Origin of the sequence: Streptomyces misionensis (genome assembly GCF_007896895.1) — a bacterium.
Classification (GTDB): domain Bacteria; phylum Actinomycetota; class Actinomycetes; order Streptomycetales; family Streptomycetaceae; genus Streptomyces; species Streptomyces misionensis_A.
Genome location: NZ_VOGW01000040.1, coordinates 1 through 16,912 on the forward strand (window position 1 = coordinate 1; position 16,912 = coordinate 16,912).

A 16,912-nucleotide genomic window follows, 5' to 3' on the forward strand; every position below is an offset into this window, starting at 1 on the left:
CACCCCGACCTCCTGCAAGACCGCGTGGAACGCGACCACCGCGTACACGGGCGGAGCCGAGGTGTCGTACGGCGGGCACAACTGGAAGGCCAAGTGGTGGACCCAGAACGAGACGCCCGGCGCCTCGACCTGGGGCCCGTGGCAGGACGAGGGCGCCTGCTGAACCCCCGGCCGGCCGGGGACGCGTGCGCTGTTCGCCGACGCGCACGCGTCCTCGGCCGCCGTGCGTTCCGGAATCCCGCGGACACGCGGCGTGACCTGCGCGACTGGTGCAAACGGCCGCACCGCCGTAGCGTCGATGGCACCTGCTCGGACACGGCACGAACGGTGGGAGCGGCCATGCGCGGAACTGTGGTGGGAACGGCGGTGACCCTGGTGACGGGCGCCCTGCTCGCGACCGGGACGACGGCCTCGGCCAGTCCCCCGACCCCTTCCCCAGCCACCACGCCGGCCACCACCGCGACCGCACAGGCCCCCGGCGGGGAGCGGGTGCTGGTGGACTGCTTCGCCCATCGCAACGTCCGCCCCACCGACTTCATCCTGGCCTGCGGTGACGGCAACAGCCGGCTCAAGGGGCTGCACTGGACGTCCTGGGGCTCCGGCGGGGCCAGGGGCACCGGCACGAACTGGGTGAACGACTGCAAGCCGTACTGCGCGGCCGGCACCTTCCGCCCCTACCCGGTGGAGATCCGGCTCAGCGGCGGCACGCAGTGGAAGAAGCACCCGTCCTTCGAGCGGTACACCCAGCTGAACCTGACCTACACCGGCGCGCGCCCCCAGGGCTTCCGGCAGGTCATGTCGTACCCGCTCTGGGACGGACCCACCTCGCCGCGCGCCTGAGGCCACGCGGCCCCAGGCGCCCCGGCGCGGACTCAGCCGATCTCGACCAGCAGATCGCCGCCCTCCACCTGCTGGATCCGGTTGATGGCCAGCCGGGCCACCCGGCCGGCCTTCGGGGCGGTGATCGTGGCCTCCATCTTCATCGCCTCGATGGTGGCGACCGTGGCACCGGCCGCCACCTCGTCGCCCTCCGCCACGGCGAGGGTGACCACACCGGCGAACGGGGCCGGCACATGGCCCGGGTTCGACCGGTCGGCCTTCTCCGTCACCGGCACGTCGGAGGCCGCCGCCCGGTCACGCACCTGGATCGGGCGCAGCTGGCCGTTGAGCGTGGACATCACCGTGCGCATACCGCGCTCGTCCGCCTCGCCGATCGCCTGCAGCTCGATCAGCAGCCGCACACCGGGCTCCAGGTCGACGGCGTACTCCTTGCCCGGGCGCAGCCCGTAGAAGAAGGCCTTGCTGTCCAGCACGCTGGTGTCGCCGTACGACTGCCGGTGCGCCTCGAACTCCCGGGTGGGGGCGGGGAACAGCAGCCGGTTGAGGGTGGTGCGGCGCTCCTTGGCCAGTCCCTCGCGGTCCTCGGCGGACAGCTCCGGCACCGGCTTGGCGGCCGCCCGGCCCCGGAGCGCCTTGGTGCGGAACGGCTCGGGCCAGCCACCGGGCGGGGTGCCCAGCTCGCCGCGCAGGAAGCCGATCACCGAGTCCGGGATGTCGAACCGGTCGGGGGTCCGCTCGAAGTCCTCCGGGGAGACGCCGGCGCCCACCAGGTGCAGCGCGAGGTCGCCGACCACCTTGGACGACGGGGTGACCTTGACCAGGCGGCCCAGGATCCGGTCGGCGGCGGCGTACATGGCCTCGATGTCCTCGAAGCGGTCGCCGAGGCCGAGGGCGACGGCCTGGGTACGCAGGTTGGACAGCTGGCCGCCGGGGATCTCGTGGTGGTAGACCCGGCCGGTCGGGGACGCGAGGCCCGCCTCGAACGGCGCGTAGATCCGGCGCACGCCCTCCCAGTACGGCTCCAGGTCGCCGACCGCCTGGAGGTCGAGGCCGGTGGGCCGCTCGGAGTGGTCGGTGGCGGCCACGATCGCCGACAGCGAGGGCTGCGAGGTGGTGCCGGCCATGGAGGCGACGGCGCCGTCCACCGCGTCCGCGCCCGCCTGGATCGCGGCGAGATAGGTGGCGAGCTGGCCGCCCGCGGTGTCGTGGGTGTGCAGGTGCACGGGCAGGTCGAACTCGCGGCGCAGCGCGGATACCAGCTTGGCGGCGGCCGGGGCGCGCAGCAGGCCCGCCATGTCCTTGATCGCGAGGACATGGGCACCCGCGTCGACGATCTGCTCGGCGAGCCGCAGGTAGTAGTCGAGGGTGTAGAGGCGTTCGGCGGGGTCGCCCAGGTCGCCGGTGTAGCAGAGGGCGACCTCGGCGATCGCGGTGCCGGTCTCGCGCACGGCGTCGATGGCGGGCCGCATCTGACCGACGTCGTTGAGGGCGTCGAAGATGCGGAAGATGTCGATGCCGGTGGCGGCGGCCTCCTGGACGAAGGCGTCGGTGACCTCCGTCGGGTACGGGGTGTAGCCGACGGTGTTGCGGCCGCGCAGGAGCATCTGGAGGCAGATGTTGGGCACGGCCTCCCGCAGCGCGGCCAGCCGTTCCCAGGGGTCCTCGGCGAGGAAGCGCAGGGCGACGTCGTAGGTGGCGCCGCCCCAGCACTCCAGGGAGAGCAGCTCGGGCAGGGTGCGGGCGACGACCGGGGCGGCGGCCAGCAGGTCCTTGGTGCGCACCCGGGTGGCGAGCAGCGACTGGTGGGCGTCGCGGAAGGTGGTGTCGGTGACGCCGATCGTCGGCGACTCGCGCAGGTGCCGGGCGAAGCCCTCGGGTCCCAGTTCGACCAGGCGCTGGCGCGATCCGGCGGGCGGTTCCCCCGCGGCCGTCGCGGGCAGCTTCGTCCACGGGTCGAACAGGTCGGGGCGTTCGCCGTGCGGCTTGTTCACCGTGACATCGGCGAGGTAGGTGAGCAGCTTGGTGCCGCGGTCCGCGGAGGAGCGGGCGGTGAGCAGATGCGGGCGCTCCTCGATGAACGAGGTGGTCACCCGCCCGGCCTGGAAGTCCGGGTCGTCCAGCACGGCCTGCAGGAACGGGATGTTGGTGGCCACGCCACGGATGCGGAACTCGGCGACGGCACGCCGGGCGCGGCCGATGGCGGCCTTGAAGTCCCGGCCCCGGCAGGTGAGTTTGACCAGCATCGAGTCGAAGTGGGCGCTGATCTCGGTACCGGCGTGGGTGGTTCCGCCGTCCAGCCGGATGCCGGAACCGCCCGGTGAGCGGTAGGCGCTGATCCGGCCGGTGTCCGGGCGGAAGCCGTTGGCGGGGTCCTCGGTGGTGATGCGGCACTGGAGGGCGGCGCCGCGCAGGGTGATGGTGTCCTGGGCGAGGCCGAGGTCGTCGAGCGTCTCCCCGGCGGCGATCCGCAGCTGCGCCTGCACCAGGTCGACGTCGGTGACCTCCTCGGTCACGGTGTGTTCGACCTGGATGCGCGGGTTCATCTCGATGAAGACGTGGTTGCCGTCCCGGTCGAGCAGGAACTCCACGGTGCCGGCGTTGCGGTAGCCGATCTCGCGGGCGAAGCGGACGGCGTCGGCGCAGATCCGCTCGCGCAGCGCGGGGTCGAGGTTGGGGGCGGGCGCCAGCTCGATGACCTTCTGGTGGCGGCGCTGGACCGAGCAGTCGCGCTCGAAGAGGTGGATGACGTTGCCCGCGCCGTCAGCGAGGATCTGCACCTCGATGTGGCGCGGGTCGACCACGGCCTTCTCCAGGAAGACGGTGGGGTCCCCGAACGCGGAGGCGGCCTCGCGGGAGGCGGCCTCGATGGACTCGCGCAACTGGGCGGGGTCCTCGACCCGGCGCATACCGCGCCCGCCGCCGCCGGCGACCGCCTTGACGAAGACGGGGAAGCCGATGTCCTCGGCGGCGCGCACCAGCTCGTCCACGTCGGTGGAGGGCTGGGAGGAGCCGAGCACCGGCACGCCGGCCGCGCGGGCTGCGGCGACCGCGCGGGCCTTGTTGCCGGTCAGCTCCAGCGTGGCCGTGTCCGGGCCGACGAAGGTGATGCCCGCCTGCTCGCAGGCGCGGGCCAGCTCCGGGTTCTCGGAGAGGAAGCCGTAGCCGGGGTAGACGGCGTCGGCGCCGGCCCGGCGGGCGGCGTTCACGATCTCCTCGACGGAGAGGTAGGCGCGCACCGGGTGCCCCGGCTCCCCGATCTCGTAGGCCTCGTCGGCCTTGAGCCGGTGCAGCGAGTTGCGGTCCTCGTGCGGGAACACGGCGACGGTGCGCGCGCCGAGTTCGTAGCCCGCCCGGAACGCGCGGATCGCGATCTCTCCACGGTTGGCGACCAGCACCTTACGGAACATCCTGGATCCCCTTCAGCTGCCTGCCGGCGAAGAACGTCATGGTGTGAGCCGTGCCCTGCCCCGCGTTTCCCGCGGCAACCCTAGGGGCTGCCCGTCAGGGCCTGTATGCGAAAACCATCACACCGGGGATGTGTGCGGCGCCACAGGCGCGCGCGGGCCGGTCAGCGTTCGAGGGACGTCATCGCACGGGCACCGTAGGGGCAGGGGTTGCAGGGGCCGTAGGAGTTGTAGGAGCCGTAGGAGCCGTAGGAGCCGTAGGAGCCGTAGGAGCCGTAGGAGCCGTAGGAGCCGTAGGAGCCGTAGGGAGGGTCGGTCCCCCGGTCGGCTCGGGGAGCGCCGGCCCCGGCAGGGGGGCGCGGGTGGGGAGCAGGGAGCGCGCGAGCGCCCGCAGCCGTTCCCGGCGACCGTGCAGGAGGCCGAGGACGACGGCCGAGCCCACCGCGATCAGATGCTCGCGCCCGGCGAGGTTCGGGACGGCGATCGACTCCCACACCATCGAGCCGCCGGTCAGGATGAACACCACGGGGGCGCGCCGCACGACCGAGAGGTACGTGAACAGGCCGACGACCGCCGCGGAGGGCCCGGTGTCGAGGATGTGACCGCACTCCGCCGGAAGGCCGAAACCCCACCGGTCGGGCCCCGCCGCGATCATCGCGCGGGCCACGAGGGTGCCGGCCAGCGTGGTGGCGTAGGAGATCACGAGGGTGCGGGAGCGGCCGAGGGTGAGTTCGGCGAGGGCGAAGGCCAGGAAGAGCTGGGTGATGCCGGCCCAGACCGGCAGGTCGAGCGCCGGGACGTACAGCGACACGGGAGTGCGCAGCAGGGACAGCCACAGCGGCAGGTCGGCCTTGACGCCGCCGAGCCGGGTGACCCACACCGCGCCGGTGGGGTGCTGGGCGATGTCGTGGAAGAAGATGACGCCGAACGCGGCGACGAACGCCAGCAGCAGCCCGGACAGTCCGCGCCGGGCGAGCTGCCGTACCGGGTCGACGACGATGGCGTGCCACTCGCCGCGCAGCGTGCGCCCCGTGAACCGGGCGAAGCGAGCCGCCGCCGGGCGGAGCCGGTCGAGGTGCTCCCCAGCGGTCATGAGACGGGACAGCCCGTCACCTTCGACGCACCCCTCATCCGCACATCGCCCCCCTTCGCCCCGTGTCCGGCGGTCGGCCGTACGAAGCTCTTCCCGTGGTCAGCCCGTTTCAGGCATCACCGAACGGATGCCCGTGTACCCCCGGCCGCATGGTCGTACGGCCGGGAGACAGTTCAGCGAGCCGCACGGCCACCGTCAAGATCTTTAACGGGTGGGAAGCCCCACAGACGGACGGAACGGCGCGAAAGCAACCCTTCCCCCCTTCCCGGCGTCATCCGATACAGGTGCTCTCGCCGCCGCCCGGGACGCCGGTCCCGTGGACCGGGGCGTGGGTGTCGGGTGTCATGGCCGGCGGGACCGCCGGCCGAGGAGCAGCACGGCGCAGGCCCCGGTGGTCAGCAGCCCGCCGACGAGGAACGTGCCCCGCACCTCCAGGAGCGGCAGGACCAGTGCCCCGAGCGCGGCGCCCGCGGCGATACCGGCGTTGTAGGCACCGGAGTTGGCGGCGAGGGCGATGTCCGTCCGGCCGGGCGCGCAGCGCAGCATCTCGTTCTGGGTGGTCATGAACACCGGGCCGAGGGCGCCGCCCGTCAGCGCGAGGAACACCACCGCCGCGACCGGCCGGGCACCGGCCGCGTACAGCCCGAGCATGCCCACCGCCTGCGTGGTCACGGCGGTGGTGAGCGCGGCCCGCGGGAAGCGGTCGAGGACGGCCCCGGTGACGCTCACCCCGGCCAGGCACGCGACGCCGAACACCACCAGCAGGACGTCGACGGCACCGGGCGAGAACCCCGCGACGCCGCCCAGGAACCCGACGATGTACGTGTATCCGGTGAACGCCCCGGTGGCGGAGAGGGCACCGGCCGCCAGCACGGTCGCGAACCGGCGGGTGTCGGGGCCGCTCGCGTAGGCGGCGGGCTCCTCCTCCGGCGGCGAGGTCGGCAGCAGTGCCGCGATCGTCACCAGCGAGACGGCACCCAGGACGGCCGGCACCCCCATGGGCACGCGCCAGCCGGTCCGTCCCCCCAGCCAGGTGCCGGCGGGCACGCCGAGCACGAGGGCGAGGGAACCGGCGACGGACAGCGCCCCGACCACCCGGCCGCGGAGCCGGGGCGCGAACAGGCCGACGGCGACCGGTCCCGTCACGGCCCAGAACAGCGCCTGCGCGAGGGCGGTCAGCAGCCGCGCGAGCAGCAGCAGCCCGTAGGAGTGCGCCGGCGCGGCGAGGAGGCTGGAGGCGACGAGGGCGGCCAGCAGTCCGGTGAGCACATGGCGCCGGGGCACGCCCCGGGTGCCGTGGGCGAGCGGCACGGAGGCGACCGCGACCGTCACGCCGTACCCGGTGACCAGGAGCCCCACCGCGGACAGCGGGACGTTCAGGTCGACGGAGATCAGCTCCAGCAGCCCGACCGGCAGGTTCTCCGCCGTGTTGAAGGTGAAGGCGGCCAGCATCAGCGCGCCGAGCACCGCCGGTGCGCGCCAGGAGGCCGCCCGTCCCGCGACCGCACGATCCGTCCTGTGCGCCGGTGCGGTGGCGCTTTCCGCCGAGTCCATGGGGCCAGCACACCGGGCGCGTCGGCCGCACCGCAACACAATTCACCGGGCCGCGGTGCCCCGCGGCCGCGGAGCGTGCAGAAACCAGCCCCGCCGTGTGCGGGGAGGCTTCCGGACCTCGGGGCACGGCGGGGCGGTACGGCACTCACCCTGCACCCGGAATCCGGGATTCGGAAGCGTGCGTTTGGCATATTCGCGACCGGCTCCCGGCCAATCACGGGCAAAACGCGGTGCCTCCCGCGGCCGGGCGGCCGGGTCAGGCGGTGCCCCGGGTGCCGACGCCGTACAGGAGGGTGTCGACGACCCGGGTGGCGAGCGCGTCCAGGGCGGCGTCGGTCTCCGGGGCGTGGGTCGCGGCCTCGTGCATGAGGGCGTAGTAGACGCGCCGCACCCAGTTCAGGTCGGCGTCGGGCGGGAGCAGCCCGGCGTCGCGCACCCGGACGAACAGCCGCTCGCACCGGGCGAGCACCTCGGCGTGCACGCGGGCGACCTCGGGGGCGTCGACGGGCAGGGCGTCCATGGCGAAGCCCCAGGCGATCTTGACGCGGAGCACGTTCACGGTGACCTGGTAGAGGGCGACGGCGGGCGGGGCGGTCTCCGGCCGGGCGGCCTCGACGGCCTCGTGGAAGCGCCGCGTCGCCCACGCGGCCAGTGCCCTGACCAGCGCGTCCCGGGAGGCGAATCGCCGGTGCACGGTGGTGCGCGCCACCCCGGCCGCCTCGGCGATCTGCTCCATCGTGGCCGCCGGGTCGACGGACAGCACCCGTTCGGCGGCTTCGAGGATCGCGCGCACGGTCCGCTCGGTGTCGGCGCGCATCGGCTTCGCGTCGTCGGGCTGCGGTTTCGAGGCGGCGGGCAGCGCCATGGGGCGGGTCCTTCCGGGGTGGACGAGGGCCCTACGAGGATACGACGGCGCAGCAAGTCAATTAGGACTTGCGACATGAGAGTTGCATGTTCTAGCGTCACTGCCACATCCAAGATGCACTTAGTGGGCGGAGAACGAGATGGACCTGAAGTTGACCGGCAAGACGGCCCTCGTCACCGGCGCCAGCCGGGGCATCGGGCTGGCCGTGGTGCGCGCCCTGATCGCCGAAGGGGTGCGGGTGGTCGCCGCCGCGCGCACGCCCACGCCCGAGCTGACGGCGACCGGCGCGATACCGGTGGCGGCGGACCTCGCCGACCCGGACGCCGCCGAACGACTGGTCGGCGAGGCCGTGGCCGAGCTGGGCGGCCTCGACGTCCTGGTGAACAACGTCGGCGGCGGCGACGGCGACGCGACCGGCGGTTTCCTCGACGTGACCGACGCGCAGTGGGCGCAGGTGGTGGACCTGAACTTCTTCGCCACCGTCCGCGTCACCCGGGCCGCCCTGCCGGCCCTGCTGGCGGCCCGCGGCGCGATCGTGAACGTGTCCTCGGTGGGCGCCCGCGTTCCGCACAGCGGCCCCATCGCCTATACGGCGGCCAAGGCCGCGCTCACCGCTTTCGGCAAGGCGCTGGCCGAGGAGACCGGGCCGCGGGGCGTGCGGGTGAACACCGTCTCACCCGGTCCGGTGCGCACCGCCATGTGGGAGAGCCCGGACGGCTACGGCGCCCAGCTGGCCGCCGCCCTGGGCGTCTCCCACGCCGAGCTGCTGGCGGGACTGCCGGGGTCGACGGGCATGCTCATCGGCCGGCTCGTCGAGCCCGACGAGGTCGCGGCCCTCGTCGCCTACCTCGCCTCGCCGCTCGCCGCCGCGACGACCGGCGCGGACCACGTCATCGACGGCGGGGCGATCAAGACGGCGTAGACCCCCTCGTCGTCGGACGGCCGGGACCGCCGGGACCGCCGGGACCGGATCAGCGGTCCGGGCCGCCCTCGCGCCGCCTGCGGGTCGTCACCCGGACCAGGTCGAGCGCCGCGGCCAGGGCGAGGACCCCGCAGATCACCGCGAGGACGGTCAGCGGGCCGTCGCCGGGACTGTCGCCGGGTCGCTGGTGGGCGGCCCAGACGGCGAAGCCCGCGGTGGCGGCGGCGAAGACGGGGAGGAAGAGGACGGACAGCGTCAGCCGCAGGCCGAGGGCGCTGCGCGCGGTGGCCGGTTCGGTGCCGCTGGGGGTAGGACGGGGCGTGCGGCGGGCGGCTCCGGAGCGTGCGCGGGGTTCCGGCGGGGCCGGCCGTCCGTGCCGGTCGTCAGCCATGAGGGCCTCCTTCGGGTGACCACGCGGTGTCCCTCCGCGCAGCCCGTGCCGATGCCCGCGGACCGGCACCGGACGGGCTTGTGAGCAACCCCACGCGGGGGGTCAACTGACGTGCGCCAGAGGGGTTTTGGGGGTCGTACGGCGCTGCCGGCGCCGGTGCTCCCGGCGGTGGTCCCCCGCCGTCTGCCACGATGGTCGACGCCCTGACCGAGTGGTCCGGCCGTGCAGCGCAGCCGGCCCGGAGGCCACCGTCGGTCACTCTTCCGACCCCTTGGTTGTCGAGTACCCCGCCGTGCCCTCTTCCCCCCTCTCGGCCACGCCCGCCTCCCGTACCGCCCCCGCCTCGCGTTCTCCGTGGCGGTCCCTGCGCCATCGCGGCATGCGCTGGTGGTCGGCCGCGAACTTCGTCTCCAACGCCGGCACCTGGATGCAGCTCACGGTGCAGAACCTGCTCGTGCTGCACATCACGGGCTCCGCGGCGGCCACCGGTCTGTCGATGTCCGTGCAGGCGGCGCCCGCCCTGTTCGTCAGCCTGCTGGGCGGCGCCGCCGTGGACCGCTGGCCCCGCAAGCTGACGGTCTCCGTCAGCCAGGCCCTGCTGGGGGCGGTCGCCTTCACCACGGCCCTCCTCGTGGCGCTGGACCGCATCGACATGACGTCGCTGCTGGTGCTGGCCGCCGTGACCGGTGTCATCGCCACCGTCGACGGCCCGGCGTGCTCGCTGCTCGGCAACGACCTCGTACCGGTGGAGGACGTGCCGTCCGCGATCGGCGTCGGCGCCCTGGTGCACAGCGCGGGACGGCTCGCGGGCACCGCGCTGGCCGGGGTCACCGTGGCCCTCCTCGGCACGGGCGCCGCGTACGCGGCCAACGGGCTGTCCTTCCTGTTCGTGGCGGCGGTGGTGCCGTTCCTGCGGCCCGTACGCGGGGCCGTCGAGCGGCCGGCGGCCGAGCCCCGGGCGGTGCCGGAAAGGGCGGAGCTGAGCGTGCGCGAGGGGCTCGCGTACTTCGTGCGGCGGCCCCGGCTGATGGCGCTGGCCGGGATCACCGGGATCAGCTCGGTCTTCGGCCGCAACTACGGCCTCACCCTCGCCGTCCTCGTCACCGGCCCGCTGGCGGGCGGTGCCGGCTCGTTCGGCACCGTCTCCACGGTGCTGGCCGTCGGCGGCATCCTCGGCGCGGTCCTCGGTGCCCGGCTGCGCCGCCCGTCGGTGCGCACGGTGGGGCTGCTCGCGGCGGCGGGCGGACTGCTCCAGGCGGTCGCCGGGCTGTCGCCGTCGCTCGCGGTGCTGCTGGTGCTGGTGCTGCCGATGGCCGTGGTGGAGTCCGTCTCCGACACCGCGGGCACGGCCGTGCTCCAGACCGATCCGCCCGCGCATCTGCGCGGCCGGGTGCTCGGCGTGTGGAGCAGCGTCGGCACGGTGTGGAGCCTCGGCGGGCCGCCGCTGCTGGGCCTGCTCATGCAGGGCGCCGGTGCGCGCGGCGCCCTCGTCGCGGGCGGCCTGCTCATCGCCGCGTCGGTCGGCGCGGGCCTGCTGCTGCGCCGCCGTGGCGGACTGCTGCCGGTGTCGGCGCTGCCCGCGGCGGACGGCGAGGTCACCGGACGGGCGGCCCTGGGCACGGCGGCCTGACGCCCGCCTCAGTCCGGCCGGCCCGGCAGGTTGTACACGTGGAAGGCCTGTCCGATCACCGGCTGGGCGACATTGCGCACGCGCACACCGCCGCTGGTCATGCCGTGCTCGGTGCCCGCGTGGGCGTGGCCGTGGACGGCCAGGTCGGCGCCCGCGGTGTCGATGGCCTCCGCGAGGAGGTAGCTGCCGAGGAACGGGTAGATCTCCGGTGGCTCCCCGGCCAGGGTGTCCGGCACCGGCGAGAAGTGGGTGAGGGCGATCCGCACGTCGCAGTCCCACTGGTCCAGGTCCTTCAGGGCGCCGTGCAGGCCGTCGGCGCAGCGGCGGGTGTAGCGGACGAACTCCTTCATCAGGGGTTCGCCGAACTCGCCCGCGCAGCGGCCCACGAAGCCACCGCCGAAGCCCTTGGTGCCGGCCACCCCGATCCGCGCGTCCCCGGCGGTGACCACGGCGGCCTGGCCCTCCAGGACGTGCGCGCCCGCCTCGCGGAGGATCGCCGTGACCTCCTCGGGGCGTTCGTCGTGGTGGTCGTGGTTGCCGAGCACCGCGACCACCGGCACTCCGAGGTCCTTGATCTCGCGGGCGACGACCGCGGCCTCCTCCGGCGTGCCGTGCCGGGTCAGGTCGCCGGCCAGCAGCAGGACGTCGGCGCAGTCGGGCAGCGTTTCGAAGGAGGGGCGCAGGGTGCCCTGGCTCTCGGGGCCCATGTGGATGTCCCCGACGGCCGCGACGCGGATCATGTCAGGTCCTCTCCGTGGTCGGGCGAGGAGGTGCCGGCGACGAGCAGGTCGCTGTGGACCGGGTGGTGCGCCAGTTCCTCGCGGGCCAGGCGCAGTATCTCGTCCCGGCACTCGGTGGACGGGACGGTGCCGGTCAGCAGGACGGCATCGCCCCGGGTCTCCAGGCGTACGCCGAGTTCGCCGAGCCGGCCGGCGGCCAGGCGTTCGGCGAGGTGGGCGACGCGGTAGTCCAGCCCGCCCTCCGGCGGTGGTGCGGCTGCGTCGGTCATGTCCGCTGCTCCCGGGGTGCGATCACGTCGAGGCGTTCGAGGAGGAAGAGGAAGGCGGCCGGCATCGGCTGGTCGCCGCAGGTGGCGCGGATCACGTCCCAGTCGACCTTCTCGCGCACCGCGCGGGCCACCGGCAGCACGGCCCCGAAGTCGCAGTAGTGCTCGGAGAAGGCGCTGATCAGGCTGCGTATGAGGTCGGTCGGGCAGAGCACCGGCATGAGCACCGAGTCCACGGGCAGCACGTGCGCGCGCTCCAGCATCTCCTTGGTGACGGGCTCGTGCGCGAGCGAGAAGATGATGTCCACGTTCTGCCCCTGGCAGGTGGTCTTCAGCAGCCAGTCCTCCGGTGGGGTGCGGACGGCGAGCCCGGCCTCGCGCAGGGTCGCGGCCACCGCGTCGGCGTCGTCGGGCAGCACGCAGAAGTCGGCGTCGTGCTGGAGGTAACGGCTGCCGCCATGGGCGTAGACCGCGACGCTGCCGGCCAGCGCGAAGGGATGGCCCGCGCGTTTGAGGAGGGCGCCGATCCGCTTGGCGGCCTCCAGAATGGCCTGACTGCGATCGTGCGGCAGATCCGGCGCGTGGGCCTCCGGCGACGCGTCGCGGTCCTGCGCCGCATCCGTAGCGTGGGCCTCCGGCGGGGCGCTGCGGCCGTCCGGCACGTCACCCCCCGGCGACATCCTGCGGCCGTCCGACGCCTCCGCGCCCCGCGACGTGGCACTGGCGTCCGACCGCTCCGGCGCGTTGATCCCCGGCGGGGCGCCGCGGCCGTCCGGCACGTCCGCGCCCGGTGACTTCCCGCGGTCGTCCGGCGCCTCCGCACCCGGCGAGGAGGCACTGGCGTCCGGCACCTCCGGCACGTCCGCCCCCGGCGGGGCGCCGCGGCCGTCCGGCGTGTCGGTCCCAAGGGGAGACCCGCGGCCGTGCGTCACGTCCGGCGCGTCCGCCCCCGGCAGGGTGCCTCGGTCCTCGGGCGGGGTCTTTCGCCGTGGTCCGTCCGGTGGCAGCCGGAGCTCGGTCACCTCCTGGATCTGCGGCCGGCGCGCGGGCGCGGTCTCCTCCCCGTGGTGCGTCATGGACCCTCCCTTCCCGGTGTCCCAGCCCCGGTGCCCAGCCGACCGGGGGTGCTACGGGTACCCGGCGGTCCCGGGGCGACACGGCCCGCAGCGGCTGCCCTGCGAACGGGCCCGACCGGGGTGACCTGCGAGCATGAGTGGCCGCTCGTACCACCCGGGAGCACGCTGGTAGGCATGAGATTCCGGCCCGGGACAGCGGCGCCCCGGCACTGGCGGCGGACGCACGGCCTGCTGCTGCTGCCGATCGCCCTCATCGTGGTCCTCGCGGTGGTGGACCTGGCGACGCCGCACATCCCCCTCAGCCCGGCCCTGGTGATCGCCCCCGCGCTCACCGCGTCCTTCGCCGGGCCCCGCACGACGGCCGCCGTCTCGGCGCTGGCCCTGATCGCGCAGGCCCTCGTCGCCGTCAACCAGCCCGGCATCGCCACCTCGATCCACATCGTGCTCTTCGTCACCCTCGCGGTGCTCTCGGTGCTGCTGGTGATCTACAGCGCCCTGCGCGTGCGGCACCAGGCCCAGCTCGCCCAGGTGCGCACGGTCGCGGAGGCCGCGCAGCAGGTGCTGATGCGACCGCTGCCCGAGCGGATCGGCCCGCTGCGGATCTCCTCGCTGTACCTGGCGGCGGAGGACGAGGCCCAGATCGGCGGCGACCTGTACGCGGTGGCCCGGAGCGAGGGGGGCGTACGGGTGCTGATCGGGGACGTGCGCGGCAAGGGGCTGCCCGCGATCGGCGAGGCCGCGCTGCTGCTCAGCGCGTTCCGGGAGAGTTCCCACCGGCACCTGCCGCTGGACGACATGGTCGGCGCGCTGGAGCAGAGCGTCACCCGGTACACGACCGACATGGAGTCGGAGGAGGAGAGGGGCGAGCGGTTCGCCACCGCGCTGCTGCTGGAGGTCCCGGACCGGGAGCCGGTGATCCGGATGACCAGCTGCGGGCATCCGCCGCCGCTGCTGCTGCGTCCGGGGCACGCGGTGACGGTGCCCAGCCTGCATCCGTCCCCGCCGCTCGGGGTGCAGGTGAGCGGCGAGCACGCGCTGGACGTCTTCTCCTTCGAGCCCGGCGACACACTGCTGCTCTACACCGACGGGGTGATCGAGGCACGGGACGCCGGCAGGCGGTTCTATCCGCTGGCGGAGCGGGTGGCGCGGTGGACCGAGCACGGTCCCGAGGCACTGACGGACCACCTCCGGCGCGATCTGCTCGCCCACGCGGGCGGCCGGCTGGGGGACGACGCGGCGCTCATCGCGCTGCACCGCACGCCCGTCGACCGGCTCCGCCACCACGGCCATGGTGGACATGGGCAGGCCGCCGTGCGGCAGGACACGGCGGGCGTCGAGCATCCCTAGTGCTCAGTCGGCCGGCGCATGGCCCTCGACCAGCCGCGCGAGCCGGTCGAGGGCCATGCGGGTGCCCTGCTCGTTGTCCGCCCTGGGGACGGCGTCCGGAACGCCCTCGTGCAGGATCTCCACGACCGTGCCGCCATCATCCGGGGTGAGCGTCGTCGTCAGCGTCATGACGCCGACGAGTGCCCGGTCGTCCGTCTCGAACTCCAGCACCTCGACGACCAGGGCGCCCGGGACGAGCCGTGCGAAGTGGCCGTGGTAGGTGTCGGTGTGCCCGCCGGACTTGCCCGCGCCCCCGCCCTCGTAGGTGAGCGAGACCCGGAAGGCGCCGCCCGCACGGGGCTCGAAGGTGTGCACGTGCGCGCTCATGCCGTCGGGAACCCGCCAGGCCACGATCGCCGCCGCGTCGGTCAGGGCCCGGTAGACGGTCCACGGGGATGCCCGCACGTGTCGGGCGACTCGGGTGGCGTACACCCCGCCAGGGTAGCGGTACCCGTGGCGGGGTGTACGAGGTCCGCTACGGCTTGCGGGCGACGGCTCCGTACATGGCGATGTCCTCGTCCCGGATGCCCTGTTCGCCCGTGCCGTCGGGATGCCACTTGTGGACCTGCACGATGCCGGGCTCGATCAGCTCCAGGCCCTCGAAGAACTCCTCGGCCTCCGGCATCGTGCGCAGACGCATCGGCATGTCGCGGGCCGCGTACTCGCGGGCGACGCGGCCCACCTCCTCGGGGGCGAACTCGGCGGTGCCGATGGACATCGCCAGGTGGCTGCCGGCCGGGAGGGGCTCCAGGAGACGGCGTACGACCCCGACCGCGTCGTCCGCGTCCAGCATGAAGTGGACGATGGCGATGACCGTGAGGGCGACCGGGCGGTCCAGGTCGAGGGTCTCGCGCAGTTCGGGGGCGTTCAGGATGGCCGCCGGGTCGCGGAAGTCGGCCTCCAGGTAGGCGGTGCGGCCCTCGGGGGTGCTGGAGAGCAGGCCCTGGGAGAGGGTGAGGACGATCGGGTCGTTGTCCACGTAGACGACGCGGGACTCGGGGGCCACGGCCTGCGCGATCTCGTGCAGGTTGGGCGAGGTCGGGATGCCGGTGCCGACGTCGAGGAACTGGCGCATGCCCGCCTCCTCGGCGAGCCAGCGCACCGCGCGGTTCATGAAGTCGCGGTTGGCCCGCATGTGCACGGGGAACGCGGGCCACTCGCGGGCCATGGCGTCGCCCGCCTCCCGGTCGGCGGGGTAGAAGTCCTTGCCGCCGAGGATGTAGTCGTAGATGCGCGCCGAGTGGGCGTGTCGGGTGTCGATGCGGTCGGCCGGCCATCCGTTGTCGGGCAACGCCGTGTCTCCCATTCGGATCGGGGATGTGGACGGTGGTGGTTCCCACTGCGTGGTGCCAACTGCTGGGTGATCAAGGGGAGTCGAGTTCCTCGCGGATCCTACCGAGCAGGGTCTCGGTCTTCGCGGCGGACGCGGCCTGCGCGCTCAGGCGGTCCAGCGCCTCGCGGTAGGCCACGACCTCGTCGGGTTTGTCGACGTGGACGGCGCCGAGCAGACCTTCCACGTGCACGATGTCGGGCAGTTCACGCGCCCGGAACCGGAAGAGGTGGTACGCGCACGCGCGCATCGCGGGATGCGGGCCGTGGGCGAACGGCATGAGCTGCACGGTCACATGGGGCAGCCGGCCGACCTCGACGAGGTGGTCGATCTGCGCGCGCATCGCCTGCGGGCCGCCGACCGGGCGGCGCAGCACGGTCTCGTCCATCACCACCCACAGCCGCGGGGGCGCGTCACCGGCGAGGAGTTCCTGCCGGCGCATGCGCAGGGCGACCCGGCGCTCGGTGTCCTCGGCGGACGCGTGCGGATGGCTCGCGCGCAGCAGGGCGCGGGCGTAGTCCTCGGTCTGTAACAACCCGTGCACACACTGGCTCTCGTAGGCGCGGATCTGGGTCGCGGCCTGCTCCAGGCCGAGGTGGGCGGCGCACCAGTCGGGCATGACGTCGCGGTAGGCGTGCCACCAGCCGCGTTTGTTGGCCTCGCGCACGGACCGCAGGAAGGTGTCGATCTCCCGCGGGTCGGTGACGCCGTAGACCTGGAGCAGTTTCTCGGCGTCCGCGAGCCGCAGCCGGGCCACCTTGGCGGCCTCCATGCGGCGGATCGTGGAGTGGCTGACCCCGATGGCGGCGCCCGCCTCGGCGTACCCGAGTCCGGCCCGCACCCGCAGCTGCTCCAGCTGCCGGCCGAGGATCATTCGCAGCACGGAGGGGACGCCGCCCCAGTCGGTCTCCGCGGTCATCCCACCCCCTGGAACAGACATCAGGGTCCACCCTCACACACCGTCGCGCCGGGCGTGCCATGCGCACGCGTCCCCGGAGCGGGCAGCATGCACGGGACCGTGTGCAATTTTCAACTCGCAGGTTGCGAGGCGTTGTTGGCAGATGGGAAAGTGGGGCGACTGCTCCGGCCGACCGAGGAGCAGGCGGTGTGGCCCGTCGGGGGAGACCGGGCCGCGGCACGGCTTCGTCCGAGGCGGTGTGCCGTCTGCTGCGCGCACGGCCGGGAGCCTGACACCCCCCACCACGCACGGCCGGACGCATCCCACGCGAGGCCGGACGAAAGGCGCACGGCAATGGCTCCGCCCTCCGTCCCCCGACCACTCCACCGCCCGCTGCACGACATCGGCACGGACCGGTCCTCCGTCGAGGACGCCGGTCCTCGCCCGCCGATGGCGGCGCGCCCGCCGCTGGTGGCCGAGGATCCGCACCAGGCCGTGTCCACGGCCCGGCTGCCGC

General features: G+C 74.0%; 16 protein-coding genes. 5 read left to right on the forward strand and 11 right to left on the reverse strand.

From position 1 onward, the window contains the following. Both FRZ03_RS06460 and FRZ03_RS06465 read left to right on the forward strand, forming a co-directional pair. A partial coding sequence (locus FRZ03_RS06460; protein WP_261398648.1) for a carbohydrate-binding protein occupies nt 1-163 on the forward strand: 163 nt, incomplete at its 5' end. 176 nt (nt 164-339) lie between these two features. Next, on the forward strand, nt 340-840 hold the full coding sequence (locus tag FRZ03_RS06465; protein WP_146464174.1) for a hypothetical protein: 501 nt from the start codon (nt 340-342) through the stop codon (nt 838-840). Between the two features lie 32 nt (nt 841-872). Here the strand turns inward: FRZ03_RS06465 and FRZ03_RS06470 are convergent, their stop codons facing one another. The 4 genes from FRZ03_RS06470 to FRZ03_RS06485 all read right to left on the reverse strand — a co-directional run bounded on the left by FRZ03_RS06470 (nt 873) and on the right by FRZ03_RS06485 (nt 7,756). After that, on the reverse strand, nt 873-4,247 hold the full coding sequence (locus FRZ03_RS06470) for a pyruvate carboxylase (RefSeq protein WP_146464175.1): 3,375 nt from the start codon (nt 4,245-4,247) through the stop codon (nt 873-875). A gap of 178 nt (nt 4,248-4,425) precedes the next feature. Continuing rightward, on the reverse strand, nt 4,426-5,337 hold the full coding sequence (locus tag FRZ03_RS06475) for a hypothetical protein (RefSeq protein WP_261398640.1): 912 nt from the start codon (nt 5,335-5,337) through the stop codon (nt 4,426-4,428). 342 nt (nt 5,338-5,679) lie between these two features. Beyond that, nucleotides 5,680-6,789 carry an MFS transporter gene (locus tag FRZ03_RS06480; protein WP_186785289.1) on the reverse strand — a complete coding sequence of 370 codons (1,110 nt, stop codon included), beginning with the start codon at nt 6,787-6,789 and terminating at the stop codon, nt 5,680-5,682. A 358-nt stretch (nt 6,790-7,147) separates the two neighbouring features. Next, nucleotides 7,148-7,756 (reverse strand): TetR/AcrR family transcriptional regulator, encoded by a 609-nt coding sequence (locus tag FRZ03_RS06485; protein WP_146464176.1) that lies wholly within the window; start codon nt 7,754-7,756, stop codon nt 7,148-7,150. A 139-nt stretch (nt 7,757-7,895) separates the two neighbouring features. Here FRZ03_RS06485 and FRZ03_RS06490 point away from each other — a divergent pair, with 139 nt between their 5' ends. Next, nucleotides 7,896-8,678 (forward strand): SDR family NAD(P)-dependent oxidoreductase, encoded by a 783-nt coding sequence (locus FRZ03_RS06490; protein WP_146464177.1) that lies wholly within the window; start codon nt 7,896-7,898, stop codon nt 8,676-8,678. Between the two features lie 49 nt (nt 8,679-8,727). Here the strand turns inward: FRZ03_RS06490 and FRZ03_RS06495 are convergent, their stop codons facing one another. After that, entirely contained in the window at nt 8,728-9,069 is a 342-nt protein-coding gene (locus FRZ03_RS06495) for a DUF6343 family protein (protein WP_146464178.1), read from the reverse strand. Between the two features lie 379 nt (nt 9,070-9,448). Between FRZ03_RS06495 and FRZ03_RS06500 the strand changes: the two genes are divergently transcribed. After that, the gene (locus tag FRZ03_RS06500; protein ID WP_186785278.1) at nt 9,449-10,699 is read left to right on the forward strand and encodes an MFS transporter; all 1,251 of its coding nucleotides are present in this window, start codon (nt 9,449-9,451) and stop codon (nt 10,697-10,699) included. Nucleotides 10,700-10,707: 8 nt separating this feature from the next. Here FRZ03_RS06500 and FRZ03_RS06505 read toward each other — a convergent pair whose 3' ends face one another. Genes FRZ03_RS06505 through FRZ03_RS06515 form a run of 3 tightly spaced genes read right to left on the reverse strand, consistent with a single transcriptional unit; the run spans nt 10,708 to nt 12,385 of the window. Next, entirely contained in the window at nt 10,708-11,439 is a 732-nt protein-coding gene (locus tag FRZ03_RS06505; protein WP_146464180.1) for a metallophosphoesterase family protein, read from the reverse strand. Continuing rightward, nucleotides 11,436-11,708, reverse strand: a complete 273-nt coding sequence (locus FRZ03_RS06510; protein ID WP_146464181.1) for a BON domain-containing protein — start codon at nt 11,706-11,708, stop codon at nt 11,436-11,438. Before FRZ03_RS06510 ends, FRZ03_RS06505 begins: the two co-directional genes overlap by 4 nt. Continuing rightward, nucleotides 11,705-12,385, reverse strand: a complete 681-nt coding sequence (locus FRZ03_RS06515; protein WP_146464270.1) for a nucleotidyltransferase family protein — start codon at nt 12,383-12,385, stop codon at nt 11,705-11,707. Before FRZ03_RS06515 ends, FRZ03_RS06510 begins: the two co-directional genes overlap by 4 nt. Before the next feature lie 570 nt (nt 12,386-12,955). Here FRZ03_RS06515 and FRZ03_RS06520 point away from each other — a divergent pair. Then, a complete protein-coding gene (locus FRZ03_RS06520; RefSeq protein WP_146464182.1) occupies nt 12,956-14,128 on the forward strand; it encodes a PP2C family protein-serine/threonine phosphatase in 1,173 nt (390 codons plus the stop codon). A gap of 3 nt (nt 14,129-14,131) precedes the next feature. Here FRZ03_RS06520 and FRZ03_RS06525 read toward each other — a convergent pair whose 3' ends face one another. From FRZ03_RS06525 to FRZ03_RS06535, 3 genes are all read right to left on the reverse strand, one after another. Beyond that, nucleotides 14,132-14,599, reverse strand: a complete 468-nt coding sequence (locus FRZ03_RS06525; protein ID WP_146464183.1) for an SRPBCC domain-containing protein — start codon at nt 14,597-14,599, stop codon at nt 14,132-14,134. Nucleotides 14,600-14,642: 43 nt separating this feature from the next. Continuing rightward, nucleotides 14,643-15,458: an SAM-dependent methyltransferase gene (locus tag FRZ03_RS06530; protein WP_146464184.1), complete on the reverse strand. Its 816-nt coding sequence runs from the start codon at nt 15,456-15,458 to the stop codon at nt 14,643-14,645. Between the two features lie 73 nt (nt 15,459-15,531). Beyond that, nucleotides 15,532-16,416, reverse strand: a complete 885-nt coding sequence (locus FRZ03_RS06535; RefSeq protein ID WP_146464185.1) for a helix-turn-helix domain-containing protein — start codon at nt 16,414-16,416, stop codon at nt 15,532-15,534. Between the last annotated feature and the right edge of the window lie 496 nt (nt 16,417-16,912).

What these genes read in the sequence shown, in the direction of transcription:
- FRZ03_RS06465 (WP_146464174.1), top strand. Translation starts at nt 340, where the DNA reads ATGCGCGGAACTGTGGTGGGAACGGCGGTGACCCTGGTGACGGGCGCC.
- FRZ03_RS06470 (WP_146464175.1), bottom strand. Translation starts at nt 4,247, where the DNA reads ATGTTCCGTAAGGTGCTGGTCGCCAACCGTGGAGAGATCGCGATCCGC.
- FRZ03_RS06475 (WP_261398640.1), bottom strand. Translation starts at nt 5,337, where the DNA reads ATGACCGCTGGGGAGCACCTCGACCGGCTCCGCCCGGCGGCGGCTCGC.
- FRZ03_RS06480 (WP_186785289.1), bottom strand. Translation starts at nt 6,789, where the DNA reads ATGCTGGCCGCCTTCACCTTCAACACGGCGGAGAACCTGCCGGTCGGG.
- FRZ03_RS06485 (WP_146464176.1), bottom strand. Translation starts at nt 7,756, where the DNA reads ATGGCGCTGCCCGCCGCCTCGAAACCGCAGCCCGACGACGCGAAGCCG.
- FRZ03_RS06490 (WP_146464177.1), top strand. Translation starts at nt 7,896, where the DNA reads ATGGACCTGAAGTTGACCGGCAAGACGGCCCTCGTCACCGGCGCCAGC.
- FRZ03_RS06495 (WP_146464178.1), bottom strand. Translation starts at nt 9,069, where the DNA reads ATGGCTGACGACCGGCACGGACGGCCGGCCCCGCCGGAACCCCGCGCA.
- FRZ03_RS06500 (WP_186785278.1), top strand. Translation starts at nt 9,449, where the DNA reads ATGCGCTGGTGGTCGGCCGCGAACTTCGTCTCCAACGCCGGCACCTGG.
- FRZ03_RS06505 (WP_146464180.1), bottom strand. Translation starts at nt 11,439, where the DNA reads ATGATCCGCGTCGCGGCCGTCGGGGACATCCACATGGGCCCCGAGAGC.
- FRZ03_RS06510 (WP_146464181.1), bottom strand. Translation starts at nt 11,708, where the DNA reads ATGACCGACGCAGCCGCACCACCGCCGGAGGGCGGGCTGGACTACCGC.
- FRZ03_RS06515 (WP_146464270.1), bottom strand. Translation starts at nt 12,385, where the DNA reads ATGTCGCCGGGGGGTGACGTGCCGGACGGCCGCAGCGCCCCGCCGGAG.
- FRZ03_RS06520 (WP_146464182.1), top strand. Translation starts at nt 12,956, where the DNA reads ATGAGATTCCGGCCCGGGACAGCGGCGCCCCGGCACTGGCGGCGGACG.
- FRZ03_RS06535 (WP_146464185.1), bottom strand. Translation starts at nt 16,416, where the DNA reads ATGACCGCGGAGACCGACTGGGGCGGCGTCCCCTCCGTGCTGCGAATG.